Raw genomic sequence first — 25075 nt, 5'->3', positions numbered from 1 at the left:
CCTGGCACATCTCTTGATGAAATTATTCGTGCTTATTGTGCAGTCTAGTGTCTCATACTTATTTGAAATGACTATAATTTCTCGATCGACCTTTAAGATTTTTGCTGTATTATTTCTAAACCGTTCTCTGTGCAAATTCCGTGCAGCGGTTTGTCCCAGGAGTCAACTGGTAGCTGGGCGAGCAAGGCAAATTCAAAGATAATGCCGATCGCAATTTTTGATTCCCACTCAGCTAAACTGAGCATTCGATCGTAATAGCCGCCGCCGTAGCCCAAGCGATAGCCGCGAACATCGCAGCCTACTGAGGGTACGAGCATTAAATCTACTTCTGAGTGGTCTATTTTAGGAGCATCGGGCAGGGGTTCGAGTATGCCATAAGCTCCAGTATGTAAAGCATCTCCTGGCTGCCAGATGTGCCAGGATAGCTCTTTGCCGACACAGCGGGGAAATCCCCATTTGCGGGGAGTTACAAATAGGGGACTTAAATCTGGTTCTTGGCGACAACAGAAGTAGGCGAGGATTGTTTTTGCTTGGGTGAATAAGGGCGACTTTTGCAGGTGATTGCAGATGCGATCGCTCTTTTGTCTCCATTCTTGTGCTGATAGGGATTTGCGGGTGTTGAGGAGCGATTTTCTTAATTCGGTTTTAGTTAATGAAGGTTCAGCAGTATTCATATTTGCGATCGAATCTATCGTTTGAGTTCCAGTCCGACAGAGGTTTTCAACCGCTGTCTCACAGCGAAAGTCCTCTAAAAGAGGACTACAATTAATTGCGTTTTCATCACATTCTGTAGTCGTTTTAACCGACTTTAGCTTTGAGGCAGGGGTTGAAACCCCTGCCGGACTGCCGGACTGTCGGAAAGTATCAACAAACTGGATTTGATATTACATATTGTCTCACCACAGGACAAACGCTGAATAGCGTTTCATTTTCCTGTTCTTCTATTTCAACTAGCGATCGCCTCCCCAAAGATTGCAGCCCATTGAATAAGTCGGAGGGCGATAAATCGGCATCTTGTAGCAATTGCTCTATTGAAACTGAATTTGCTTCGCGACTGAGGCGGCTGATGAGTTTTTTCTCTAATTCTGACAAACGATTTATCTGCGGGTGCAATGTTGCTGCCAATTCTTCCCCTAAGAAGAGCATATCATATTTCAAAAATTCTGCAACCCTACCTCGGAATATTTCTTGAATGGTGGTGGCGACTATTTTCAACCACAATGGATTGCCTTGATAGGAGTTAATTAGGTTTTCCCATGTTTCGGGATTGAGTAAACTTTTTTGTCGGAAAATTTCGGCGGCTGCTGTACCTATGCCTTTGAGTTGTAAGCTGCGAACTGGTGATTTTTCTCCTTTTAAGGCGGTAATTTCTCTGGGTGGTTCCCAACTATTGAGGATTAAACAACTGTTGTGGGTTGTTTCTCCGATTTGTCTGAATAGGATGCTGTAATTTTCGCATTCTGGGCGGTAATTTCCTGCTAATTGTCCGCTGCTGAGAATGGTTTGCACGTCGTCGATGATAATGAGACAGCGGTTTTTTCGCAGAAATTCCATTAACAGGGAAAGTCGATCGGGAATGCTGGTAGGGAGTTCGATTTCGGGTTTATTTGAGAGAAATTCTAGGAGATTTTTTAGGGTAGTTTCTAAGGGTGGGGAGTGGCGGAGACTTCGCCAGATGACGTATTCAAAGTTATGCTGAATTTTTTGGATGAGGTGGAGGGAAAGTGCGGTTTTGCCAATACCGCTAATTCCTAATATTGCTGCGAGGGTGCACTTTTCTTGGACGATCCATTTTTCCAGGGTGGCGAGTTCGGATGTGCGATCGCACAAGGATGAAATATGAGGTGCGTCTGTTAAGTCTAGTCGGGTTTGGGGTTGGGAGGTGTCTGAGGTGGGGGTTGAGGGCGATCGGGTTTTGGGCCTTTCTGAAGCTTGGGTATCTGTACAAACATTGACGTTACCAATGTGTAGAAAATCATTCCCAAAATTTGATGATACGATGAATAATTGCCGTCTCTCAAGTGCCGCTCGTAAATTCGATGGAGTAACTTCTTCACCTAATACATTTGATAAACGCTTCCATAATTTTGAAGCTACATTCCTGACGTGACCTTCGCTACAATGGGATGTTTCTGCGATTTGAGAGTATTTTTGACCTTCCCATACACCCCCCAAGATAGCTTCTTGCAGATCCTCCAAATGTTCTCCCGTCTTAGCGAAAACCAGGTCATCGGCAAATCTCAAGACTTCTTTAACGTCCATCGGTGACTTAAGTTTAGGGGTTTGGCCTATTATACCTGCTATTTTATGACATTTTATGACATGGATGGCAACATTTGACTTTTTTTGAGAGTTAGCGTCAGGTACAACAACTTACATTGTCTGACGTTTTATGACTGGACATCGCTGTGAATATAATGATATTATTCAAAGATAAGCGATAATTTTCCGCTAATAAACTATAGCAAAACATTAGATTATTAAGCTCATGGCTAACGAATCCAAAAAAGAACCCAAGCTGAAATGTTCGCTGTCGCAAGAACAAAAGGAGATAGTCAAAGAGGTTGCTGATGTCATTGATAAGCATCGAAGAATTGTGAGAAAAATAACGGGTTAAAGCTAATAAATAGTTGTTTTTTTGCCTCGTATCGATATGAGAAATGATTTGAGTGGGTTGGAAATAATCCGACTATTTTTTGAACTGCTTTTTCAGCTAGTTGACTAAGAGTATTGATTTGTAGATATTTGATCCTAAAAGGAAAGAATCATGGATGCACTCGTAGCAGCAATCACACAAATTTTAGATTACATTCACACCCAAGGCCCAGACGCGATCGCGCAGCTAACGGCACTACTCGAAGCTCTCAAAGTGGGATCTGTTTCTGTTGCGGCTCTGTTTGGCTTAATTGCTAACGGACCCGCTGTTATTGAATTTCTTAGCCAGGTGATAGCTTTAATCAGTTCAGGTGCTGGTGTTACGGAAATAGCCACAGCGATCGGCTCCTTGGCAGGCTCACTGGGATTATCTATTGAGGCTGTCATCCATATCTTACAAATGATCGGCGCTTTCTTGCTGGCATTTTAAATATATCAAAAGCGATCGCCCTTCCTTAACTGAGGCGCGATCGCTCTCGGCGTTGCTTAATCAGGATATCAAAAAAATAAGTTGAAAATCCCCAAGCTTTGTCGATACTGGTTTCTATGACTGGCATAATTAGCATTTCATACCGTAAATCAGCAACGCCTCTTATTCCTACTGACTACTGACTAATGACTACTGACTAATGACTTCATTTACTGTACTTGAGAGCCGTGGGCGCGGGGGTCGGAGCTACTTGTTTTCACAGGCCCTGTGGGGGGAGTAAAATTAGAAACTTGACCACCAGCTTGGGCGTGTGGCAGAGGTTTTCCTGCAATTAAAGCTTCTAAGTTAGCTTCCATAATACTGCGCGGCATTTCGCCCATCGTTTCCGCAACGGCGCTGCCTTTATCGTTCAAATAGACAAAGTGCGGAATGCCATCTACTCGATATTTGGTGATTTCTGGCAGCCATTTGTCATTGTCTACATTCAGCATCACAAAATTCATCGGTTCGGCATATTTCTGTTTGATTTCGCTCAGATCCTTAGCCATTGCCTGACAGCTACCGCACCAATTAGCATAAAATTCCATGAGTGTCGGTTTGCCGTTTACCAAAGCTGTTTCTAATGGCGTTGAAGCTTTTGCCATGTCGGTGAGACTGCTTGACGGCGTTTGGGTTTGCAGCCCGAAGAAGATGGATATTGAAAGGGCGATCGCAGTTAACACGATCAATAAGTTTCTGAGGCGCGTGGCGACTTTTGTTTCAGGATTTTTGGCGGCGGGGGCGACAGTTGATTTGGGTGAATTCTGGGTCATAAAATAAATTGCGCTTTGATGTCTATGTTTTTATTTTAAATAATAGATTCAGATTATACCACATTTTGAGATAATCAGACCCATCTCATAAAAATTTGTGCTAAAGGCAGTAATTAGATTAAGTGCGCTAAAACAGAAGATAACAAAGATTGTTTGTAAATTACCGAGGACTTGCAGGGTGAAAAAACGGGTAACACTGACGTTTCCCCAACGATCGATCCAAATGCCTGTCACCTATCGACTGGCAAAGGATTTTAATGTTGCAGCGAACATTATCCGTGCTCAGGTGGCTCCCAATCAAGTGGGCAAACTGGTGCTAGAGTTATCAGGGGACATCGACCAACTAGAAGCGGCGATCGACTGGATGCGATCGCAAAACATAGGCGTTTCCCTAGCCAGTCGGGAAATACTCATAGACGAAGATATCTGCGTTGACTGCGGTTTGTGTACGGGGGTTTGTCCGACAGAAGCCTTGACCCTTGACCCAGAAAGCTTTAAACTAAGTTTTGCTCGATCGCGGTGTATCGTTTGCGAGCAGTGCATCCCTACCTGTCCGGTGCAAGCTATTTCTACTAACCTCTAGCCCCTGTACAAACTCCTCTGGATCATGATCTTTTTTTTGCAGGATTCTCCTAATTTTGCCATTGGATGAAAAAAAACTCTTGGGTTTCCCTAATTCTACTTTTTGTTACTTATTTCACTTTGGGCTGGAAATTATCTGAGTTTGATGTTCCCCCGCACCTGACTTGGTTTCTAGCCATAGCTTCAATTTTAGTGTTGGCTGTCGCCTTATCGTTCCCTTTGAGAGACATAAAAGCCTTAATTGTGCGGTGGTTTTCAAGTGATATCGGTGCTTTTCTTTCTATTATTGTAGGAGCTTTTGTGGCAGTGGTAGTTTTTACCTGGATGCACCTTTTTGCTACTTGTTTACTCTTGATTTCAGCCGGAGCTTTGGCAAGACTCGATATTCAAATATCTGGTTGGAAAGATTGGCGGGCTTTTGCGCTATTAGCTACCATTTCTTTAGCAGGTGTGGGACTGGGTGGAGCGATAGAGTTTTGGTCAAAGACAGGCAGGCTCGTATTCTCTTAATTGAGAACGGGAAATTCATCCAACCAAATTCTATAATTCGCAACGGATATTTAGCCGAAAACTATCAGATCGCCCATCAATGAAATACAGCTTATTTTTGTTCAATCCCCCACCCCCGGATTAATGCCCCGTTCCGCGCCGTAATCATAGCAGTTTTCCAGCCTCGTGAGGTACAGCATCTCAATTGCCGATTCCCCGTTGCGCGTTACTAATTCCCAATTACTAATTACCAATTACCACTTACCGACAAACCTGGAGTAGAAGTGAAAACCCCTAGGGCAGTATTGAACTGTAGCGACTGTTGCTCAAAATGTTATTGCCAAGAGCCCGCAAGTCCCGCAGCCAAAAACTTATCGCAATAAAAAAGCAGCTTTAGGGAGCTGCTAGTCAGAATGCATGAGGTATTGTTTTTAGAATAGGACAGGTTGAATTAGATCGGTGCTGGGTTACATTTTTTGATACGGGAGAGTTGATGAGTGAATGGACGATCGTAAAATCGTCACATAGCAGGGTAGCATTTATGCTAAATTTCCCGACAATCAAGTTAGCGTTTAACTGTCCTTGCGCCCTACAGCCCTTCAGCGGTGGGGCCATTTTATTTTTAGGGAGAACTCAATAGTCGGCTTTAACGCATCAGATGAGTCTGCCATTAGTTCTTGTATAAAATCTCCGCATCGCCACATCCTCATAATTATAAAAGTTACGCATCACATCCAGTCAAACCCGGTGGATTGCAAAATATTCGGTGGTTAAACGGACACACTTAGACAAAAACCAGTATTTTCACCGAAGTCCTACGATTTTAGATTTTAGATTTTAGATTTTAGATTTTAGATTTTGGGAATGAGTGATGAAGCTTGTGGTTTGGATCTTGCGTAGGGTCGCATTATTTTTGGGAACTTGTATCAAAAGTCCTCACAAACCTGTTATTTTCTCAGCAACTCGGTTTCTGAATGTATCAATTGAGCTCAGGCCCGGTTTCTGGTTTGATAACTTTTTGGATTTCCTCGATCGCCCTATTCGCCACTGTTTCAGGCCTTTCACCCACACCAGCATACACTCGGACATCTGCTTGAGTGTAGAAACGCTCTCGCTCTTTAAAAAGGCTTTGCAGCTTAGATTTGATCTCGCCCTCCTGCAGAAGGGGTCGAGCGGTGTCCGAACGCAGTCGATCGTACAGTTGATCTACAGGCACATCCAGCCAAACTACTACACCGTAGTGCAAGTAACCCCAATTCATCGATCGCGTCACAATGCCGCCGCCCGTAGCCACGACCGAATTTTGATACGCAGACAACTCACCGAGGACTTTAGTTTCTAGTTCCCGAAAAGCCTCTTCCCCTTCTCGATCGAAAATCTCAGCAATTGACTGATTAGCAACTCGAACAATTAGTTCATCAGTATCAAAAAAACGGTATTTTAATTTTCTTGCCAAAATCCGCCCCACCGTTGTTTTTCCCGCACCCATCATCCCGACAAGATAGATATTTACTCCCCTCAACCCATCCACTGCCACATCCTCCGATATTTTTCTATTTTTTCAGGTTAATCGAGCCGTCACTGGGGCTATCCTCGTCATCAAACTCATCACCCTCATCCAATCCCCAATCATCCTCTGCTTCTGCCAGAGGATTTATTGGTGGTTCATCAGCGGGTTTAGGAATCTCCCCTCCCAGAGGAACCAGCACTCGATACTCCGCATCGTATACAGACTCAGTTTGCCCCACCCCAGACTGGCTCGGATCTCGATAGCCGTAAGAGTATACTGAGCCAGCCCAAGACTTGCTTTTCGGTTCCTGCTGAGCTTCGTAAGCCCTCGGATTTGCCGCTGGAACATCATTTACCTGCGGTTGATCGGGAAAATCGCGATCGTCCCCCCAATCGTCATCACCCCCTTGAGAGCCGGATTTTGAGCCATCTGAGACCCAATCATCCTCATCGTCTGCCGCTGCATAAGTCCCCGGTTGAGCGTAATTCTTCCCCCCATCAGGGTTCGGAGTTTCTTGTAGGAAAGTCCGGGTACTGTAATCCGCCGACGTGCCGTACTCAGTTCGGTAGGAACCAGCAGCCTGAGTTTGGCTATTTTCCCTATTTAGATCGGGGTCAATTTCCAGCTTTCTAGGAGGTGGAGGCGGCGTGTAAGGCGTTCTCATGTCCTCTGGGAAAGTATCGGGACGGCTGCGACTGGATCGGCCGGTGCGGTCTCGCCTTGGAGATAGATAATTTGAAAAAGCGAGCAAACCAGAAATCAATAAAGACGTGATAGCTCCCACCGCCATGCTCAGCAGAATCCAGATAGATAAAGGCAAAGCAGGCGATCGAACACCCAAAAACACCAGCGATAAAGCCGGCTCCACATTTTGCAGGGCAAAAATAGTTAGCCCTACCACAATTACTAGCAAAAATACAGGTCGCATATTAAAAATATTGGTAATTGGTAATTGCTAATTGCTAATTGGGAATTGCTAATTCAAACTAACAAATCATCAATAACAAATAACAAACTGTCAACTGTCAACTGTCAACTGTCAACTAACTCCCTTCTTCTTCCTTCCAGCGTTTGAGAGGAACGCAATCAATCCCCAACTGGTCTAAAGCGCGAGCCACCACAAAGTCTACCAAATCTTCAATAGTTTGCGGATTGTGATACCAAGCAGGAATCGCTGGTACAATTCTAGCTCCAGCTTCCGCCAAGGTAGTCAAATTCCGCAGGTGAATCAAGCTAAAAGGCGTTTCGCGAGGCACGAGTACCAATTTTCGCCCTTCCTTGAGCTGAACGTCGGCCGCCCTTTCGAGCAAATCCGAGCTCAAGCCAGCCGCCAACTTGCCTAGTGTACTCATGCTACAGGGAATAATCATCATCCCTTGGGTACGAAAGGAGCCACTAGCAATATTAGCACCGACATCTTGCCAGGGATGGCATCGGAGTTTACCCATTGTGGGTACTCCTGCTTGTTCCCGCCAGAATTCCTCTTGTAGCGTCGGTTCTGCGGGCATTCGAGTGTTCTGTTCGCTTTGCCAAACCATGTAAGTAGATTTCGATGCTACCAGTTCGATCGCGCGATCGGCTTCCAACAAATATTTCAATGTTCGCACCGCATAAATCAGTCCCGATGCTCCAGTAACTCCTACGATTAGGGGGTAGTTATTCGTCATTAGTTATTTGTTAGTTGTGGGTTGACTGTTGACTGTTGACTGTTGTTAGTAATTAGTTGTTATATCAAATTTGTTAGCATCAGAATTCTTCCTATATCTCTTTTCGACCTCTGCGTGAATCATCGTCAATCCATTGTTATCTGCGGTTAATACATTCTCTTTTTTTTACCGCAGATATAGGCAAGCAAATTAACACAGATTCACGCAGATAAGTTATATAAATTCTGGTTGCACCGTCCGTGATTGTTGACTGTTGGCTGGATTTGACGCCCGACGATGCTATCGGATTTGATATTAGTCCTTAATTATTAATTGATGATTGCTGAGTATAGTTTCCCGCCCACTTCTTAATACTTAGTTGCTAGACAATGACAACTAAGTATTGATAAAAGTTAACAGTCAACTGTCAACTGTCAACAAATTATTCATCATCATCAAAAGCTTGGCTGCCGCCACCAACTGCAACTAAATCAATTTGCTGGCGGTAGTAGTCAACACTTTTGACTTGAACTTCTACCCGATCGCCCAAACGGTACTGATTGCGGTTTTTGCGGCCCACCAGAGTTTGCTGGCGCGATCGATATTCGTACCAGTCATCCTTGAGCGAAGAAACGTGTACCAATCCCTCAACTCGCAGGATGTCGCTCTCCGGTGGCCGCACCTCTATTTCCACAAAGAAACCGTAAGACTGCACGCCTGTAATCAAACCCTGGAAAGTTTGCCCGGTGCGTTCTTTCATCAATCCGGTTTTCTTCAATCCCTGCAAATCGCTTTCGGCATCCTCAGCAACTCTTTCGCGTTCGGTTAGGTGTACTACTACCGATGCAAACTCTGTCTCAAATTCGTGGTGCAAATCTGGGGGGAGAACATTCCAAGTAATTTGACCGTGACAGGAAGAATGGTGCAAGTCAACTTTTTCCTTAGCCCGTGTTGTGCGGCTGCTGCGGCCTTGCTCGAACACCGCTTGCAACACCCGCAGCACCAGCAAATCGGCGTAGCGCGAAAGCGGCGAAGTGCAGCGCGTGTAACCCTCTGACAGCCCCAAACCGAAGTGCGGTTTGGGAGTTGTGCTGTAAACAGCGGGCTTCATGGTGTCTTCAAGCAGGTAGGTGAGAACTCTTTCAGACTTCAGGCCGGCAAACTGCTGGGTAAATCGCTGAAAGTCCAAGGGCAAAACTTCTTCTTCGGTTTCGAGATACAGTTCGCCTCCGAGGTTGTTGGAGAGTTTGATGAACTCTTGAATGTCTGCCGGGTCGGGCATCGGCTGGACGCGGTAAATTGCTGGGACTCCCAAGGCTTGCAGGTGGGTGGCGACAGCTTGGTTGGCGAGTACGACCAACTCGGAGACAGCCGACTGAGCGGGGGGAGCCGTTGCAAAAGCTCCTAATTCGCCTTCGTCGTCGAAGTGAGAGTTAGCATCGGGCAAATTTAGTTCAAAAGCTCCTCGCTTGAGCCTTGTCTGTCTGGCAGCCTGTGAGGCGGCACCGAGTTGATCTAGGAAAGGACGGAGGGCGGAGGATAAAGGGTGCTCTTCGGCATCGCCTGGTTCGAGAATTGCTTGAGCTTGCTCGTAGGTGAGGTGGTAGTCAATTTGAATGACGCTGGCTTGAATCTCGTATTCTAGGAGTTCTCCTGATTCATCTAGGGTGAGCAGTATGCTGAAGGCCAGCCGTTCGCTGTCAGGCAGCAGGGAGCAGCGCTCGTTGAGGGTTTCTGGCAGTACGGCGATGATTTTTTCTCCCAGATGGGCGGCGGTTCCTCGCTTGCGGGCTTCGCGGTCGATCGGGGTTTCTGGCTGCACGTACTCGGCGGCGTCGCTGATGTGGATTCCTATTTGCCAGCGGCCGGGCTTCAGGGTTTCGATCGACAAAGCGCGTTCCACGGGCGGATCGGACAGGAATGATGTCGGATCAAACTCGTTTTCGCCTCCTCCTTCGGAGAGATTTTCCTCCGGGGCTTGAGTGGCATCCTTTTCGCTGTTGCTTGTTCCCGGTTCGTTTTTGCTGAAGCTAACAGTCAGAATGTTACGCAAATCTAGGCGTTTTTTGATGTCGGTTTTTTTGACTTTGCTCGGCAAATTTTCGGCTGCTTTGATGACGGCGGCGGGGAACGATCGCGGCAAGTCGTGTTTGCAGCATACGATGTCGAGGTCGTCAGCGGCTTCGGCGTCGGAACCGAGTACCTGTACTACTTTGCCGACTGGGCGATGGGTGCCGAGGGGGTAGCGTTTGACTTCGACGTGTACTAGGTGGTCGATCGCCTCTTGGAGATTTGTGCCGTTTGCGAGCAAGTCTAGTTCAAACAACAGGCGATCGTCCAGGGGGATTGCTCTGTAGCTGACGCGGCCGGTGGGGGTGGCGGTTTGCTTGACTCGCGCTAGTACCGAGGGGTTGGCGCGTTCGAGGATGAGCATGACTTCGCCTTCGGGCGATCGGCGGCGACTACCTTCTTTGATAATTTTGACTAAGACTCGATCGCCATTCCAAGCTGTCGAGAGATGACTTTCCCGCACATAAACGTCTTCTGAGCCTTCGGCGTCTTGAATTGCAAAGCAAAATCCTTTGCTCGAACAGCGCAGTTTTGCTTCTACTACGTCGTCTTCAGCTACTCGGCGATAGCGGCCTTTGTCTTTGACTAATATGCCAATTTTCTCTAGGGCTTCTAATGCGATTTGAAGTTTGAGTTGACTGGTGGCGTCGTTGCAGTCGAGTTTTTTCTCCAATGCTTTAGGAGCCACTAATTTGTCTTCTGTAAAATTTGCCAGCAGTGCAGCGATAGAAAATTCCATGTAGCGATCGATCCTCTTGTTTCCAGCAATTAGTCTAAATTTTGGCGAAATCAGCCGCGCCCCCTCGGGCACTCGTAGTGCCTGCTTCCCAACAAATGCGCGGGTTGATAGGTGGAGACGCGAGCACAGCCACCTTGTTTCATCGCGAGGTTTTTTTGAGATTCTCTCCCGACACCGGCTTGGTGCTAATTGTCTGCTGTCTGTCTTTAACTGACTGCTGACGGTGCAGACAACTGTCCCGCACGCTATTCCCCAATACAATTTTTTAGCGTTGGTTTGTTTGCTTTTAGGTCAGCAGCGCCGAGCACTTCGCGAATTAGAAAGCCCCTGTCTGTTCTTAAAAGATGGCTCGATACTGAAAGCGACGGCTTGAGTCGAGGATGAGCCGATGGAGGGATGGAGAGGGATAAAATTTGCATTTCTTCCTTCTGCCTTGTTCCTTCTGCCTTGTTCCTTCTTCCTTTTGAAGTGCCTCTTGCTTCTTGCTTTAGCAAAGAATTTACCGGATCTTTAAGGCAAAATTGCTAGTAGCTCGCTGCTGCGATGCCCCTGTTTTTTTGCACGCTATCTGTCCTTGCGGACAGAGGTGCAACGAGCGGGTCGGGAGCAATCTGTGCTGTAGAAAGTGCAGGTACGCAAACCGGAGACTTTTACTACTTTTGCTTAGTTGCTGTGTCATCTCCTATAGGTAGAAATGACGCCCGATGCTTGTTAGCTTAAACCGCTGGATGTGGGATGGGGTTTAGTGGCGTGAAAGGTTGCGCGGATGACTCACCTTTAATTTATTGTATGTTGAATAGGTGCTTTCAGAAAATTGTTTTCTCAGGGCTGTACTACACTTAAGTCATAAGCCCCTTCTGGTTTCGGGGTCAAAAAATTATGTTTGCTGAATTTCGCGCCCTTTATCCCGCTGGACAGTTAATTTGTGAGTTGCTGACTGTTCATCACGGTAAGTTTGTTGTTCGCTGTCTGGTTCAGGTTGACGGCAAAACTCTGGCTACGGCTATGTCGGCTGCTGAGTCTGTTGAGGATGCCGAAGACCGCGCCCGGTTGCGAGCGATCGCTGTCCTTGGATCTGCTGCGCCCGATCGTGCGATCGCGACTGTTGATCCGGCTCCGGTTGCTCCGGTTGCTCCGGTTGCTTCGGTTGCTGCTGTTCCCCCTCCTCCTGCCGTTTCCCCGGCTGCTGCTGTTCCCCCTCCCCCTCCTCCTGCGGTTCCGGTTCCTGTTGGGCCGACAAGTGTTCCTCTTCCGGTTCTAGAAATGCCTGTTGCCGACGAAGTGCCTGATACACATCAAAGCAATTTTGTCAAGACTGAAGCGAAATTAAATGAAGAGCCGATCGCACCTGTACCGGAACCGTTGCCGCCAACGGTCGATCGGACGGAGGCTACTGGATTTGTACCGAAGCAGTTAGACTCGGACGCTTGGCTTTCTTCTAGCTACGGCGAACCGATCACTGAACTGGAGATGCCGACTTCTAGCCAAAGTGAACTGCTACAGGGTGCCGCCGAAGTCAGGGAATTGCAACCGATCGCAGTGGGAATCCCCAGCGATTCGATCGAGGATAATTCTGATACGATCGCCCAAATAGACGCCATCCTCAAACGGCTGCGATGGAAAAAACCACAGGAAACCCAGTGTCTGGAACACAATTACGGCAAGTCGTCGCAGAGAGAGCTTTCTAGCGAAGAGTTAGTAGATTTCCTAGAATATCTGGAAATCTATAGCAGAACCACTGAGGAAATCCAGCGGCTGGGCTGGACTGCCAACCAAGGAAAAGATCATCTCAAACAAGCTTATGGCAAAGAAGCGCGCCATTTCTTAAATCAAGTAGAATTGCTCGACTTCCTGCAATATCTCGAATCTTTGCCCTAGTAATTATGTAGGGTTTCTAGGTGTGATGTTTTTGGAGAAAAAGCTAAATATAGCAGTTTTCAATTGTATGAAATACAGTAAGGACTTAACTATGACGCCGTATCATGCGCCCCAGCCTCTGTAATTCCCTCCACTGAAAACTGCTATATGAATGTTAAAAATTAAAAATCAAAGATGAAGAATATTTCCTCATTTTTGATTTTTAACTTTTTATTTAGACGACAGCGGCGATCGGGCGGCTGGCGGAAGGACGGCGATCGATCACTTGATCGACTAATCCGTAGTCCTTGGCTTCTTCAGCGGACATGAAGAAATCCCGTTCGGTATCTTCTTCAATGCGGGAAAGCGGCTGACCGGTATGGTTGGCAAGATGTTCGTTCAGGCGGCGTTTGTGGTACAAAATCTCTTTGGCCTGAATTTCAATATCGGTTGCTTGTCCTTGAGCTCCGCCTAGAGGTTGGTGGATCATAATCCGGGAGTGAGGCAAACTCATCCGCTTGCCTTTAGCGCCGGCACTCAACAGAAAAGCGCCCATGCTGGCTGCCAAACCGAGACAAATAGTGCAAATGTCGGGGCGGATGTGGTTCATCGTGTCAAAAATGCCCATACCTGCTGTTACCGAACCCCCTGGGGAGTTGATATAGAGGTAAATATCTTTCTCCGGGTCTTCGGCGTCTAAAAATAGCAATTGGGCAACGATCAGGTTAGCCAAGTCTGAGTCAACCTGTTGGCCCAAGAAGACGATGCGATCGCGCAGTAGTCGCGAGTAAATGTCAAAGGCGCGTTCGCCGCGACCGGATTGTTCTATAACTGTTGGGATCATTGACCGGGCCTGCCTATTACGTATCTTTTTTTAATTTTAGCGATTAGGGCTCAGTTATAGTTAGCGATCGGTGGCGGGCGATCGAGAAATCGGCAAAATCCTTGAACTGGGCGGGGTTGGGGCGTTAATTTGTGGAAGTTGTGGCGGGGGTGCGATCGGATTTCCGATCCTGCAGGCGATCGATGTTGAGGAAGCGGACATCAATAAACGTTAAATGTTGTTATGTGGCGATCGTATCGTTGCGAGAACTGAAATCGCTCGATCGTCGCTGACACTAGGAAAATGGTCTAAAAATTCATCGACCGAATCACCAGCTTCAAGATAATCAAGTAGAGTCTCGATCGGGACGCGAGCACCAATAAAGACAGGAGTTCCACCTAAAATATCGTGGTCGCTATGAAAGATAGTAGCTGCGTATTGCAAAGAAAAGGCTGTGACATCAAGACAATCTTCTTCACTCCAGGTATCACTTTGCTCGAACGATCTGTTAGTTTCCATCGCTAAATCCCCACTGGATTTTTATAGATTATATCTTTGCTAGGATTACTGGTAGCGGGATTTCTTTGATTTAATCACCTCAATTACATTGTCGTGTCTTTGCCCTTCAATAATATCCTTGAGATGAATCTGTCCGTTGACGTACTGAACGTGGATGCGCCAGCCTGAGACTTTATCAATATCAGCACGATAAACTGCCTGCTTCACACCCTTAACTTTATGCAGTCTCGTTTTGGGAAATTGTCTCGTCCTGTGACATTCCTGGTCTTCAAGTTCTGCTAAAGCTTCCAGAAAACTAATCTTTAGCTCGTCATCTGGCAAAATTTTCATAGCTTCGTAAATAATGCCATATTCATCACAGAGAATAAGGTTTTGCGCCATAACTTAAGCTGATTATATCTAGGCAGTTTCTCGATCGCGCTGAAGTAGGTCTTGATACAAAGACTCTGCTACACCCTTATACGCTCGATCGAGTTCGTCGTGTTGAATTGCTCGAAAAAGAGTAAAAATAGCTTGCCCAAAAATTGGGTCTTCGTCAACCGCCAAAACCACTCTTAGTTTTTGAGAAATTCGTAGCGTATAAAGCGAAGACTCGTAACCATTCAGGTCTGACGATAGCGGGAGACGACGCAGCTTGCGATACACATTTGATTTTTGAGTAGGAAAAAGGCTGGCACAATAATTAATTTTTTGAATTACTTCGGCTTTCTCATCTTCATTTAGCAGCGCAATATCTTTCTCAAATTCCCTTGTTGACTCAATTAGAATATCCACGTCAAAAACCCTAAAAAAATATATAAACATTATACTAAAAAAAGCTTTTAATTGTCAAGCCCCTTGCTCACCACTTACCAGCAAACGCGCTTGTTTAACAACCCACCATTCAAATTTTAATCGCCCAACCACGGCGGTACATTCCATACAAAACTAACCACCAAAATAATACCGCAGTCACGGCAAATGCTAGAGAACCATTCAGCGGCCCCGCCCACGGCACAAACCAGTTTTCATAAATCCAACTGTAAGTTGTTGGAGCATTTGCACCAGTACCGATATGAGTTTTCAACAGGATTCTGGCGACAATACCGGAAGCAACAAACAGGAAAATAGCATTCAATCCCATGATTTCAAACGGCCTCCCCCATTTCCAATCCCGCACTTCAATTGTTTCGTAGCAAGTTGCTAGCAATAGCAAGGCCCAACCACCAGTAAAAACTACATAAGAACTTGTCCAGAGTTGTTTGTTGATGGGAAAGGAAAATCCCCACAAGTGGCCGATTACCACGCAACAAAGGCCGCAGATTGCTAAGTTGATACTGGTGCGGGTTTTGATGGGCTGTACGCGCAGCCATTCTCCGGTAAAGTAGCCTGTGAGGACTGTGACAACTGCGGGTAAGGTACTCAACAATCCTTCGGGGTCGAAGGGGCCGCCTTTGTACAGGTGTTGGCTACCGAGAATTAGCCGATCGATATATCCCCCTAAATTTCCTTCTGGCGTGAGTTCGCCGGCAGTGTACCCCCCTACAGCAAATACGGTTAGTGCGCCCCAATAGCCCAAAAGTACGGCAACAGCGAGCAGTTTTTGATTGCGGGGGGAAAGATTGAGAATGGCGATCGCACTGATAAAGTAAGCTAAGCCGATGCGCTGCAATACTCCCATGATGCGGATTTTACCGAAGTTTTCCACTGGGGCGTTGTTGAGAAGTACGTCAAGGGCGATCGAAGATGTATTTAGCAGCAATCCTAATAGAAATAGAATCGCGGCGCGGCGCGCAATTCGCCAGTAAATATTTGAATAAGGAAGAAGGGATAAGGAAGAAGGAAGAGGATTTTTGGCGGATTCTAATTTTTCCTTTGTTTGTGTGATTTTTGAGGTTTGTATTCCGGTTTTTGGATAATTTTGAAGATATTTAGACAGCGAGAAAGACATCGCGCAGCCAACGATGAACAGGAAAAAGGGAAATACTAAGTCTGTCGGCGTACAGCCGTGCCATTCTGCGTGATCTAGCGGCGGATACACCTGTTCCCAACTACCGGGGTTGTTGACTAGAATCATCGAGGCGATCGCAATTCCGCGAAAAACATCAAGGGATTTGAAGCGCATGGGGAAGAAGGGAGAAGGAAGAGGCAAGAGAGAACAAAGAAAAACTACTAATTACAATTACCAAGTACCCATTACCCATTAGCTAAATTTCAATACCTTCCAGAGTCATAATGACTGCATTTTTCATCAACATATCGCAGCGTTCTGCATAAAAAGCTGCTGCCTTATCATACTTATTGATTTGCAAAACGCGCAGAAACATTTGCCTTGCTTGCGCGAATTGCTGCTGGTAGTGAAAAAAAATTCCCTGTTCAAAATAAGTTTGAGTTTGTGCTTTTAGTTCGATCATTGTCGGCGAGTCGCCATCGTAAATTTCAAATACAGCAACAGGTGTTTGTTTTCCTTTTACTTGAACGCGATCGAGAAACCGACACTTGTAATGTTGAGGATCGTCTATCCGGCAAAGGGTTTGGACGCTAGCTACAATAGCAACTCCATAAAGCTTTGTCAATCCTTCCACGCGGGAAGCTAAATTAACCGCATCAGAAATCACCGTACTTTCCATTCGTTCCGCTTCGCCAATCGTACCTAACATTAAAGTCCCCGTATGCAAACCAATCCCTATCGAAATAGGTTGATAGCCACTGTTTTGCCTGTGTCTGTTATAAATTTTCACTTGATGCTGCATCTCAATTGCTGCTTGCACAGCATCTTCAGCCCTGTTAGGAAACAAAGCCATAATTCCGTCACCAATATATTTATCTATAAAACCGTTGTACTCGCGGATAACTGGGCCAACTCGGCTTAAGTAAGAGTTAAGAAATTCAAAGTTTTCTCGGGGAGACATACTTTCTGACAGACTTGTAAATGAGCGAATGTCGGCAAACATAATCGTCATTTCTGCTTGTACAGAGTCTCCTAGTCTGGCATCAACGATGCTTTCTCTTTTGAGAAACTTTAAAAATTCACGGGGTACAAAACGGGCTGATGCGGCTGCAATTTTTTCGAGTTCGCTTTTGCTGGATTCGATTTGATTGAGTGATCTAAATGCTCTCAGTGCGGTGACTACTGTGGTAAATAATTTTTTGTTAGTAAGTTCTGTTTTGGTTTTATAATCATTGATATCGTAGCTGACAATTACTACATCTTCTGGTACTTGTCCGGGCTGTCCAGTGCGTAAAATAATTCGCACAATTTGATTATTTAAAATATCGCGGATGTATTTAACTACTTCCAAGCCTGCTTCTTCTGTTTCCATAACTACATCGAGTAAAATCAATGCTATGTCGTAGTTATTCTGGATTATTTCTTTAGCTTCTTTTCCTGAGTAAGCGCTGATAAATGTTATACTCTTACCTTCAAATTTAAAATCGTTTAAGGCTAGTTTAGTAATATTATGAATTTCTATTTCATCATCTACAATTAAGATTTTCCAACTTTCTTCTAGCGGTTTTTCTTCCGCCTCCTCTTCCTCGGCAAATATTAATTCATCGTCCCCCGCCACGATTAATTCGTCATCGCCTGCAGCCAACAGGTTTTTACTAGCTTCTGACATATATCGTTCTCCTATATAAAACTTATATCCATGTTGGCGGTCTAATAACTAACTGCTCATTTTAGCGGGAAATTCAATCATAAATCTTGTGCCTTTATTTACTTGACTTGTGCAGCTAATTGTGCCTTTTAGTTTTTGAGTAACAAGGTTATAAATAATGTGCAGTCCCAATCCCGTGCCTCCCTGACCTCTTTTGGTGGTAAAAAACGGTTCAAAAATTTTACTGAGATTTTCTGGATCAATTCCTTTGCCGTTATCGGCATATTCAAATATTAGCCGATCGCCATCTAGTTTGAAATCAAAAGCCAGAACTCCTTCGTCTTCTCCATCGTAAGCGTGAATTAGGGAATTTAACACCAGATTTGTCACAATTTGACACACTACGCCGGGGTAACTGTCCACTACAATATTTTCATCACACTTAATCTCTATTTTGTGCTTAGTTCTTTTTAGTTTGGCGGTTAAGGATGTCAAAATTTCCTCTAGATAGTTTTTAACATTAAACGTGCGTTTTAACTCGCTCGACTGATCTACAGCTACTTCTTTAAAACTGTGAATCAAGTCCGCTGCTCGCGTGAGGTTAGATAAGATCATATTACTGCTTTGCACGGCGGTATCCAGAAACTTTTCTAACTCAGAACGTTTGATTTGACCGTTACTGTAAACCTCAAAAAACTTTGTGGCTTTTTCAGCAAGCAAGGAGGCGGCGGTGATGCCGATGCCGATTGGAGTATTGATTTCGTGGGCAACACCTGCAACCAACCCTCCGAGGGCAGCCATTTTTTCCGATTCTACCAGTTTATTTTGAGCCGATTTTAAGTCTTCTAAAGTTTGGGAGAGCTCGGAGGTACGCTGCTGTACTAAATCTTCAAGATTCTGATTGAATTCGTGCAAGTTGGCGTAAAGTTGGGCATTTTCGATGGAGATAGAAATTTGAGAAGACAGCAGTTTTAATATTTCTAACCTGTCTTGTGTAAAAGCGCCTGTAGTCAGATTGTTTTCTAAATATAGAATGGCAGTGAGTTGGCCTTGATTAATTAACGGAGTGCAAAGAATTGATTTAGGTTGAACGGCTATTATATAGGGTGTGCGAGTAAATTGTCCTTCGCGGCTGGCATCGTTTAAAACTATACTTTCCTGGGTGCGGGCGACGTAATTCACAACTGCAACTGCCAGCAAAGTTACTTCTCGATCGTTGGCTACAAAATCTATCGGAATTGATTGCATGACAGTCACGCGATCGACATCTACAGATCCTGATGCTTCAATCACCCATTCACCGTCTTTTTCTAATATTAAAAAGCCTCTTTGCCCCCCGGCATTTTCAATAACAATTTTCATCATTTTTGCCAGCAGTTTGTCTAGAACTATTTCGCCGGCTAAGGTTTGCGATGCTTTAACTGCGGTAGTCAAGTCTAGCACGCCTGCACTGTCGTTCGTAGTGGAAGCGCTGCTGGTAGATTTGTGAGTTTCAATATTAGTTGAAATCGAGCCTGAAGTTAGCAAGTGCGAGTATTTCGATTCTAAATGCGCTGCTTTGGCTGTTGCTCCCCAGCGCTGATAGCAATAACGCGCTTCTGTCAAGTAAGTTTTAGAATTTTTTTCTCGTCCTATGGATAGATAAAATGCTCCTGCCAATTCTGCTGCTAGTGCTTGTACTTGTATATATCCGTTTTCTTCGGCTCCTTCAATTGCGCGATCGTAATATTCCATTGCTCTCACCACATTGCCCAAAACGCGCGCTTTTTCTGCCGTAAGTAAGTCGCATTTGTGCTGAATATTCATGGGTGCATAAAGCGCTTTTTGTTGCAGTTTTTTCCGGTTACTGACAGCGTAAAAAATATGCTCTTCTTGTTCCTCCTCTGTTGCCGATGGATAGGCTGCTAGGCGGGCTAGAGAATCGTAAAACTGGTATTCAGAAACATTAATAAAGCCTGCAACTCCGTCTAAATATACTTCGGCTTGCGCTGCATTTTCTAGCGCTGTAGCGGTATCTCCAAATAAATACGCTAGTATTAATTTTTGCAAATAAAAGTGCTGTAGTCCCACCCGATCGTTAGCTTTTAACAGCAGCGACAACAATTTTTCTTCGCTGTATGCTTCACCTAATACAAGGTGTGGACTTTCCAATTTTCCCATCAATTGCAAAATAGTTTGCCGATATATTTGATTCCAAGTCAATACAGTTTCTTGCTTGAGTTGAAACAGCAAATGGTTGTAACTTACCATTTTCCGTTCCAGTTGTGGCAATTCTTGACCGATGAAATACAAAGACTGACAAATATTTACGGCTGAATATCCGACACATTCTAAATCCCCATTTTCTAGCGCGCTTTGATAGGCGTCCTCTAATAGTGGCAAAGAGTCTTTAACGTGATGCTTGCCATTCATCAAAATGAATGCTACTAAATTAAGCGTTTTGCTTTTAAATTCTAACGCATTTAATCTATCGCTCAAATTTAAAGCTAATTGACCAAACCGATCGCCAGATTCAATATCTCTAACTATTCCTTTTAAAACTGCTCCGTAATTAGCATAACCGAAGGCAGAAAAAGTAGAGTTTCCGTAATTAATAGATAAATTCACTTGCTCGCACACAATCAGCGGCAACAGCACAGGTTCAACTATAAATGTAGCTGACAACATACTGGAAAGCACGCGCATAGTTGCTAATTTGTGCGGATTTGTCATAATCGGCAAGTCAATTAAATCTTCTATTTTTTTTTCGGTTAAATAAGCTGCAGTTTTAGCCATGGCTTGCTGAATGTGGAGGGGAATCGGCGATTCGGGAAAGTTGATTCCTAACATTTTTAGTGCTTCCCGACCAATTTTTACCGATTCTTGGAGTTTGGTTTGCATCGCACAAGCTATGATTCTGATTTCAAACACTTTGATTTTGTCTAGTTCATTTGTTGCGTGTTGCAGGACAATTCTCGCCCATTTTTCCATTGGTTCAAAGTCGGTATTGAGGTAAGCCGCTTCTGCTGCTGACTCGTAGAGTGCAAGAGTCAAGTCGTAGTCAGTTTGCCAACTTTCCGGGGGGAGCAATTCAATACCTGCGGTTAAATATTTGAGGGCAAGTTCGTAAGCTGCACTTGCTTTTGCTTTGCGGCCTGCAATTAAATTTAATTGGCATAATTGAAATTGTTCTAATTGGTTGCTGATGATTCCTTTGGCAGAGTTGAGTTGGTTTACGGTATCAAAAATATGGTCTTCTAATTGCTCAGGCGGTGCATTTTGTAGTAAAAAATTGCCTATTCTTAGATGAATTTCTTGTTTTTGATAATCGGATATTAAAGCATAAGCCGCTTGCTGCACTCGCTCATGCAAAAATTTGTAATTGGCGCTCGAAACATCAGCCACTGGTAGGGAAAATTTATCGGTAAAGTCTTTAGATATTGTGTCTGTTACTTCTGTGCTTGCTGCTAGTGCGATCGGAATTTTGTAGGCGTTATTCACGAGCAAAATCAGACCGGACTGAAGTGCCTCACCGAGGTCTGTTTCTGCGGACGCCACAGGTTTTTCGGCGATTGTCGAGAGAGTTTTTAAATCAAATTTGTTCCCGATACAAGCGGCTAATTTAAGCAGTTCTTGGGTATTCTCTGAAAGTTTCTGAATGTTATCTATCATTAATTCTACAACATTGTCAGTTATTCCCATTTCTTGTATTTGTTCTATATCCCACTGCCATTCGCCTGTGATATGGCATTTTTTCACAATTTGCTCTGATATTGGTTGCGCTAATCCCGACAGGTTAGGTTCAGCTAGAGCGGTCACATTATTGGAGGGTAAAAATTTAAATTTAATCAATTTTTTTGAGTAAACAAATTTTATTAATTGAGTTAAAAAGAATGGGTTTCCAGCGGTTTTTCGCAAAAGCAATTCTGCTAAACTTAGGGATTTTTCTGGGGCGCAGTTCAAAGTATCGGCAACGAATTGGTTGACGCTGCTTATATCTAAAGGCGAAAGGGCGATCGCCCTCACAGTACCGCCTGCTTTTTTAATTGCTTCGGTGGTCAGCATTAGAGGATGATTTGTATCTACTTCCTGCTCTCTATAAGCTCCAATTATCAATAAATATTGAGTTCCCAGGTCAGTTGCTAGCAGTTCTATTAACTTGAGAGATGCTGAATCGACCCACTGCAAGTCGTCCAGAAAAATTACTAGGGGGTGTTCTTTTTGAGCAAAGACGCGAATGAAGTTTTGAAATACTAAATTAAAGCGATTTTGAGATTCATTTGCTCCTAAATCTGGCACGGGGGGCTGTGGCCCGACAATCAGTTCTACTTCGGGAATAGCTTCAATAATTACTTGGCAGTTGCCACCGAGTGCTTTTAAAATTTTTTGTTTCCAAACATGGATTTCTGCGGCATTTTCTGTGAAAACTTGCCGCAACAAATCTTGAAAAGCTTGGAGCAAAAAAGCGTAGGGAATATCGCGCTTAAATTGCTCAAATTTGCTGTCAATAAAATACCCATTTTCCCGCCGAATCGGCTTGTAAACTTCATATACTAATGACGATTTGCCCACGCCTGCTAAACCCGAAATCAGCACAATTTCTGTATTGCCCCGCCTCATCCGCTGGAAGATACTGAGAAGCATATTAACTTCTGCTTCTCGCCCGTAAAATTTTTGGGAAATTTGCAGGTGATTTGACTGATCTTGCTCGCCGAGGGTTATGTGGGAAATTTCGCCTGTAGTTTGCAGTTGAACGAGACAATTTTCCAAGTCGTACAAAAGTCCGAAAGCACTTTGATACCTGTCTTCGGCGGTTTTTGCTAAGAGTTTTATGACGATATCGGAAACGACTTGAGGAATCTCCTTGGTTCCTACTTGATTGATTCTGCTTTTGATGCTTTTACTTTCTACTTTTTGCTTTCTGTTTTCACAAGGAGAAACTGGCGTTTTGGCAATATGGCAGTGTACTAATTCTATAGGATCGATCGCCTGAAAAGGCAATTCGCCACAAAGCATCTCATAAAAGGTGACGCCTAAAGAATAAAAATCGGTGCGGTAGTCGATCGCCCGATTCATGCGTCCCGTTTGTTCAGGAGACATATAGGCGAGAGTGCCTTCGAGTAAATGGGGGTGGCTGGGGGCGGGGTTTTCGCCCGGTAGCAGGGAGGCGATCGCAAAATCAGCAATCTTGACATCTCCTGTCTCGATATTGACAATAATATTGCTGGGTTTAATATCCTTATGGATGATGTGGTGTTCGTGGAGTTGCCCAATAGTTTCTGCTAGTTTGATGCCAATATGCAGAAATTGTTGTAACTCAAGCTGGTTGTTGCTGAGAAAGTCTTTTAAGGAAATCCCACCAAAATCTTCCAAAACCAAAACAGGAAAGTGATTGTAGGTTTCTATTTTGTAAAGCTTGACTATTCCGGGTAAATTCAAATTTTTAAGAATTTCGGATTCATGCAGCACTTGGGATATTTGCGCTGGGCTAGGGTATGGCGGCGTGAGAGTTTTGAGGATAACGGGTTTTTGTTCCTCAAGCTGCAGACCTCGATAAATAACTGTGTGAGAGTTTGTATAAAGTTCTCCGTCAATGCGGTATCCCGGAATAGAAATCATGATAGTTGGGGGTAATTTCAAAGATGCGGTTATACAATTTTAGATTTTAGATTTTAGATTGGGAATGATTGATGATATAAGGGTTTGGCTCGCGCGCTGAGAGTTGCATTCTTTTTAACCACAAGTATTATTAAGTAAGTGGAAATACATATCGTCTGTCGAGTGCGGTTTTTACGGCAGTAAACTGGCTACTATTCTATAGCTTAACTAAATCCATCCCGAAAGAGTCCTCCTAGATACTTTTTTTGTCGCTTATTTAGTTATCTATATTTTAGTCTTCAAAAAATCAGAAGTCGCACTTTGCTATCCCGCCAGTGCCAAAATAAACGGGTGCGTGCAAATCAACAGCTAAAATCTAAAAAAATCATGCAGAATATAACTGCCTCAAATCCAGCTAATGCGACCGATCGCGCTTTTGGCACCGCAGACATTCAATTGCTGGTAGTGGATATAGACGGCACGATCGCAGGTTTGTCAAATACCATCCGAGAACCAGTCAAGCAGGCAATTTTGGCTGCCGAGTCGCGGGGAGTGAAAGTAGCCGTCGCTACGGGCAGGATGTACCGCTCAGCTTTGCGTTTTCACCGCGACATCGGCTCAACATTGCCACTGATTTGCTACCAGGGTGCATGGATTCAAGATCACGCTACTCAAAAACGGCTGCGGCACTTGCCGCTGTCGAAACAAACTGCTCTGCAACTGTTAGACCATTTTGAAGAAGCGCATTTGCGATCGCTCCTTTCGATCCATTTCTACATTGAGGATCAACTTTACGTGCCGGAAATTACCGCAGCTACCCGAATTTATGCCGAAAGATCGGGCATTGAACCAATTGTGATTAAAGATTTGCGGCGAGATCTTCCGGGGGAACCGACGAAAGTTTTGGCATTGTGCGAGAATCCGGGGGTACTCGACGGCTTGCTCAGCAGTATGCGGCAGCGCTACACGCCTGCGGAGCTTTATTTGACTCAATCGGTTGCTACTTTTTTTGAAGCTACGCATCCTTCGGCGAATAAGGGAGATGCCGTGCAGTATTTAGCGGAGGAACTTTTGGGTTTGCAGGCGGCGAACGTGATGGCGATCGGCGACAATTTCAATGATGTGGAAATGATTGCCTACGCGGGCGTGGGCGTGGCGATGGGCAATGCTCCTGATGGCGTGAAGGCTGCTGCTGATTGGGTGGCGCCGGATGTGGAGGAAGATGGGGTGGCGGCTGCGATCGAACAATTTGTTTTGGGCGATCGTTGATATTTGTAGCACCAATACCGCAGGGGCGGGTTTAGCGACATTTGGAAAAAATGTATATCAACCCGCCCCGACCCAGCGACAATTTATTATTATATAACTCTCTAGTTTTGAGTTCTATGCAATCAAGTTTTGATGATCAAAAACAATCCACATTTTCGGATTTTTCGAGATCAAGTGCAGTCAATTACTTTTTTTGCAACATCGAATATTTATTTAACGAACCGCGAAGACGCTAAGAACGCGTTCGGCGAAGCCGTTCCCATTCCCCGCAGGGGTTCCCGAAGGGTAGGGTAGGAAGAAATGAAGAAAGCGGGGCGGGCTTACAGATCTTCGGGATGTGAATTATAAATAATTTCAAACTCTTAAAAACGGGTTTCAACAGAAAAAGCACCGACGACTGGCCGTGTTTCGTCTCGGTGCTTCTTCTGGTTCGCTCCTCACACGTCCATCAATATAGCTGACTCAGTAAATTGTGTCAATACTTTTTCCAAAAATAGTTTTTTGAGTCGGCTGCTACCG

General features: G+C 44.8%; 23 protein-coding genes. 6 read left to right on the top strand and 17 right to left on the bottom strand.

The window, feature by feature from the left end:
* Window positions 1-92: 92 nt before the first annotated feature.
* Both QUA36_RS24560 and QUA36_RS24555 read right to left on the bottom strand, forming a co-directional pair.
* Entirely contained in the window at window positions 93-674 is a 582-nt protein-coding gene (locus QUA36_RS24560; RefSeq protein WP_333459387.1) for a 5-formyltetrahydrofolate cyclo-ligase, read from the bottom strand.
* A gap of 190 nt (window positions 675-864) precedes the next feature.
* Window positions 865-2262 carry an NB-ARC domain-containing protein gene (locus QUA36_RS24555; RefSeq protein ID WP_333459386.1) on the bottom strand — a complete coding sequence of 466 codons (1398 nt, stop codon included), beginning with the start codon at window positions 2260-2262 and terminating at the stop codon, window positions 865-867.
* Between the two features lie 226 nt (window positions 2263-2488).
* Here QUA36_RS24555 and QUA36_RS24550 point away from each other — a divergent pair, with 226 nt between their 5' ends.
* On the top strand, window positions 2489-2617 hold the full coding sequence (locus tag QUA36_RS24550) for a hypothetical protein (protein ID WP_333459385.1): 129 nt from the start codon (window positions 2489-2491) through the stop codon (window positions 2615-2617).
* 150 nt (window positions 2618-2767) lie between these two features.
* Entirely contained in the window at window positions 2768-3085 is a 318-nt protein-coding gene (locus QUA36_RS24545) for a hypothetical protein (protein ID WP_333459384.1), read from the top strand.
* 209 nt (window positions 3086-3294) lie between these two features.
* Here QUA36_RS24545 and QUA36_RS24540 read toward each other — a convergent pair whose 3' ends face one another.
* Window positions 3295-3897: a thioredoxin family protein gene (locus tag QUA36_RS24540; protein WP_333167378.1), complete on the bottom strand. Its 603-nt coding sequence runs from the start codon at window positions 3895-3897 to the stop codon at window positions 3295-3297.
* Window positions 3898-4075: 178 nt separating this feature from the next.
* Here QUA36_RS24540 and QUA36_RS24535 point away from each other — a divergent pair, with 178 nt between their 5' ends.
* Window positions 4076-4480, top strand: a complete 405-nt coding sequence (locus tag QUA36_RS24535) for an NIL domain-containing protein (protein ID WP_190741019.1) — start codon at window positions 4076-4078, stop codon at window positions 4478-4480.
* A gap of 65 nt (window positions 4481-4545) precedes the next feature.
* Window positions 4546-4989: a hypothetical protein gene (locus QUA36_RS24530; protein ID WP_333167376.1), complete on the top strand. Its 444-nt coding sequence runs from the start codon at window positions 4546-4548 to the stop codon at window positions 4987-4989.
* A 101-nt stretch (window positions 4990-5090) separates the two neighbouring features.
* Here QUA36_RS24530 and QUA36_RS24525 read toward each other — a convergent pair whose 3' ends face one another.
* From QUA36_RS24525 to QUA36_RS24500, 6 genes are all read right to left on the bottom strand, one after another.
* A complete protein-coding gene (locus QUA36_RS24525) occupies window positions 5091-5222 on the bottom strand; it encodes a hypothetical protein (RefSeq protein ID WP_333453840.1) in 132 nt (43 codons plus the stop codon).
* 725 nt (window positions 5223-5947) lie between these two features.
* On the bottom strand, window positions 5948-6499 hold the full coding sequence (locus QUA36_RS24520; protein ID WP_333167372.1) for a shikimate kinase: 552 nt from the start codon (window positions 6497-6499) through the stop codon (window positions 5948-5950).
* Window positions 6500-6521: 22 nt separating this feature from the next.
* Window positions 6522-7406: a LapA family protein gene (locus QUA36_RS24515; RefSeq protein ID WP_333459383.1), complete on the bottom strand. Its 885-nt coding sequence runs from the start codon at window positions 7404-7406 to the stop codon at window positions 6522-6524.
* A gap of 115 nt (window positions 7407-7521) precedes the next feature.
* A complete protein-coding gene (locus QUA36_RS24510) occupies window positions 7522-8145 on the bottom strand; it encodes a flavin prenyltransferase UbiX (RefSeq protein ID WP_333167368.1) in 624 nt (207 codons plus the stop codon).
* Window positions 8146-8566: 421 nt separating this feature from the next.
* Window positions 8567-10933 carry a ribonuclease R family protein gene (locus QUA36_RS24505; RefSeq protein ID WP_333459382.1) on the bottom strand — a complete coding sequence of 789 codons (2367 nt, stop codon included), beginning with the start codon at window positions 10931-10933 and terminating at the stop codon, window positions 8567-8569.
* A 245-nt stretch (window positions 10934-11178) separates the two neighbouring features.
* Entirely contained in the window at window positions 11179-11427 is a 249-nt protein-coding gene (locus QUA36_RS24500) for a hypothetical protein (protein WP_242718600.1), read from the bottom strand.
* 385 nt (window positions 11428-11812) lie between these two features.
* On the opposite strand from QUA36_RS24500, the gene QUA36_RS24495 reads away from it, so the two are divergent.
* Complete coding sequence (locus QUA36_RS24495; protein WP_333459381.1) at window positions 11813-12811, top strand: hypothetical protein; 999 nt, start codon at window positions 11813-11815, stop codon at window positions 12809-12811.
* 214 nt (window positions 12812-13025) lie between these two features.
* Here the strand turns inward: QUA36_RS24495 and clpP are convergent, their stop codons facing one another.
* From clpP to QUA36_RS24455, 8 genes are all read right to left on the bottom strand, one after another.
* A complete protein-coding gene (gene clpP / locus QUA36_RS24490) occupies window positions 13026-13658 on the bottom strand; it encodes an ATP-dependent Clp endopeptidase proteolytic subunit ClpP (RefSeq protein WP_333077590.1) in 633 nt (210 codons plus the stop codon).
* A gap of 36 nt (window positions 13659-13694) precedes the next feature.
* A complete protein-coding gene (locus QUA36_RS24485; RefSeq protein WP_333459380.1) occupies window positions 13695-13835 on the bottom strand; it encodes a hypothetical protein in 141 nt (46 codons plus the stop codon).
* A 9-nt stretch (window positions 13836-13844) separates the two neighbouring features.
* On the bottom strand, window positions 13845-14132 hold the full coding sequence (locus QUA36_RS24480; protein WP_333459379.1) for a DUF433 domain-containing protein: 288 nt from the start codon (window positions 14130-14132) through the stop codon (window positions 13845-13847).
* A gap of 45 nt (window positions 14133-14177) precedes the next feature.
* Window positions 14178-14513, bottom strand: coding sequence for a hypothetical protein (locus tag QUA36_RS24475; protein ID WP_333057897.1), 336 nt, complete (start codon window positions 14511-14513; stop codon window positions 14178-14180).
* 18 nt (window positions 14514-14531) lie between these two features.
* Entirely contained in the window at window positions 14532-14906 is a 375-nt protein-coding gene (locus QUA36_RS24470; protein ID WP_333108395.1) for a hypothetical protein, read from the bottom strand.
* A 109-nt stretch (window positions 14907-15015) separates the two neighbouring features.
* Entirely contained in the window at window positions 15016-16236 is a 1221-nt protein-coding gene (locus QUA36_RS24465; protein ID WP_333459388.1) for a heparan-alpha-glucosaminide N-acetyltransferase domain-containing protein, read from the bottom strand.
* Window positions 16237-16318: 82 nt separating this feature from the next.
* Entirely contained in the window at window positions 16319-17731 is a 1413-nt protein-coding gene (locus tag QUA36_RS24460; protein ID WP_333459378.1) for an adenylate/guanylate cyclase domain-containing protein, read from the bottom strand.
* A 48-nt stretch (window positions 17732-17779) separates the two neighbouring features.
* Window positions 17780-23308, bottom strand: coding sequence for an ATP-binding sensor histidine kinase (locus QUA36_RS24455; protein ID WP_333459377.1), 5529 nt, complete (start codon window positions 23306-23308; stop codon window positions 17780-17782).
* A 366-nt stretch (window positions 23309-23674) separates the two neighbouring features.
* Between QUA36_RS24455 and QUA36_RS24450 the strand changes: the two genes are divergently transcribed.
* Window positions 23675-24556, top strand: a complete 882-nt coding sequence (locus tag QUA36_RS24450; protein ID WP_333459376.1) for a Cof-type HAD-IIB family hydrolase — start codon at window positions 23675-23677, stop codon at window positions 24554-24556.
* Window positions 24557-25075 lie beyond the last annotated feature (519 nt).

Origin of the sequence: Microcoleus sp. Pol10D4 (genome assembly GCF_036701555.1) — a bacterium.
In the GTDB taxonomy this organism is placed as follows: Bacteria; Cyanobacteriota; Cyanobacteriia; order Cyanobacteriales; family Microcoleaceae; genus Microcoleus.
This window is presented reverse-complemented; position numbering and strand designations above follow the sequence as displayed.

What these genes read in the sequence shown, in the direction of transcription:
- QUA36_RS24560 (WP_333459387.1), bottom strand. Translation starts at nt 674, where the DNA reads ATGAATACTGCTGAACCTTCATTAACTAAAACCGAATTAAGAAAATCG.
- QUA36_RS24555 (WP_333459386.1), bottom strand. Translation starts at nt 2,262, where the DNA reads ATGGACGTTAAAGAAGTCTTGAGATTTGCCGATGACCTGGTTTTCGCT.
- QUA36_RS24550 (WP_333459385.1), top strand. Translation starts at nt 2,489, where the DNA reads ATGGCTAACGAATCCAAAAAAGAACCCAAGCTGAAATGTTCGCTGTCG.
- QUA36_RS24545 (WP_333459384.1), top strand. Translation starts at nt 2,768, where the DNA reads ATGGATGCACTCGTAGCAGCAATCACACAAATTTTAGATTACATTCAC.
- QUA36_RS24540 (WP_333167378.1), bottom strand. Translation starts at nt 3,897, where the DNA reads ATGACCCAGAATTCACCCAAATCAACTGTCGCCCCCGCCGCCAAAAAT.
- QUA36_RS24530 (WP_333167376.1), top strand. Translation starts at nt 4,546, where the DNA reads ATGAAAAAAAACTCTTGGGTTTCCCTAATTCTACTTTTTGTTACTTAT.
- QUA36_RS24515 (WP_333459383.1), bottom strand. Translation starts at nt 7,406, where the DNA reads ATGCGACCTGTATTTTTGCTAGTAATTGTGGTAGGGCTAACTATTTTT.
- QUA36_RS24510 (WP_333167368.1), bottom strand. Translation starts at nt 8,145, where the DNA reads ATGACGAATAACTACCCCCTAATCGTAGGAGTTACTGGAGCATCGGGA.
- QUA36_RS24505 (WP_333459382.1), bottom strand. Translation starts at nt 10,933, where the DNA reads ATGGAATTTTCTATCGCTGCACTGCTGGCAAATTTTACAGAAGACAAA.
- QUA36_RS24495 (WP_333459381.1), top strand. Translation starts at nt 11,813, where the DNA reads ATGTTTGCTGAATTTCGCGCCCTTTATCCCGCTGGACAGTTAATTTGT.
- QUA36_RS24485 (WP_333459380.1), bottom strand. Translation starts at nt 13,835, where the DNA reads ATGTCCGCTTCCTCAACATCGATCGCCTGCAGGATCGGAAATCCGATC.
- QUA36_RS24480 (WP_333459379.1), bottom strand. Translation starts at nt 14,132, where the DNA reads ATGGAAACTAACAGATCGTTCGAGCAAAGTGATACCTGGAGTGAAGAA.
- QUA36_RS24475 (WP_333057897.1), bottom strand. Translation starts at nt 14,513, where the DNA reads ATGGCGCAAAACCTTATTCTCTGTGATGAATATGGCATTATTTACGAA.
- QUA36_RS24465 (WP_333459388.1), bottom strand. Translation starts at nt 16,236, where the DNA reads ATGCGCTTCAAATCCCTTGATGTTTTTCGCGGAATTGCGATCGCCTCG.
- QUA36_RS24460 (WP_333459378.1), bottom strand. Translation starts at nt 17,731, where the DNA reads ATGTCAGAAGCTAGTAAAAACCTGTTGGCTGCAGGCGATGACGAATTA.
- QUA36_RS24455 (WP_333459377.1), bottom strand. Translation starts at nt 23,308, where the DNA reads ATGATTTCTATTCCGGGATACCGCATTGACGGAGAACTTTATACAAAC.
- QUA36_RS24450 (WP_333459376.1), top strand. Translation starts at nt 23,675, where the DNA reads ATGCAGAATATAACTGCCTCAAATCCAGCTAATGCGACCGATCGCGCT.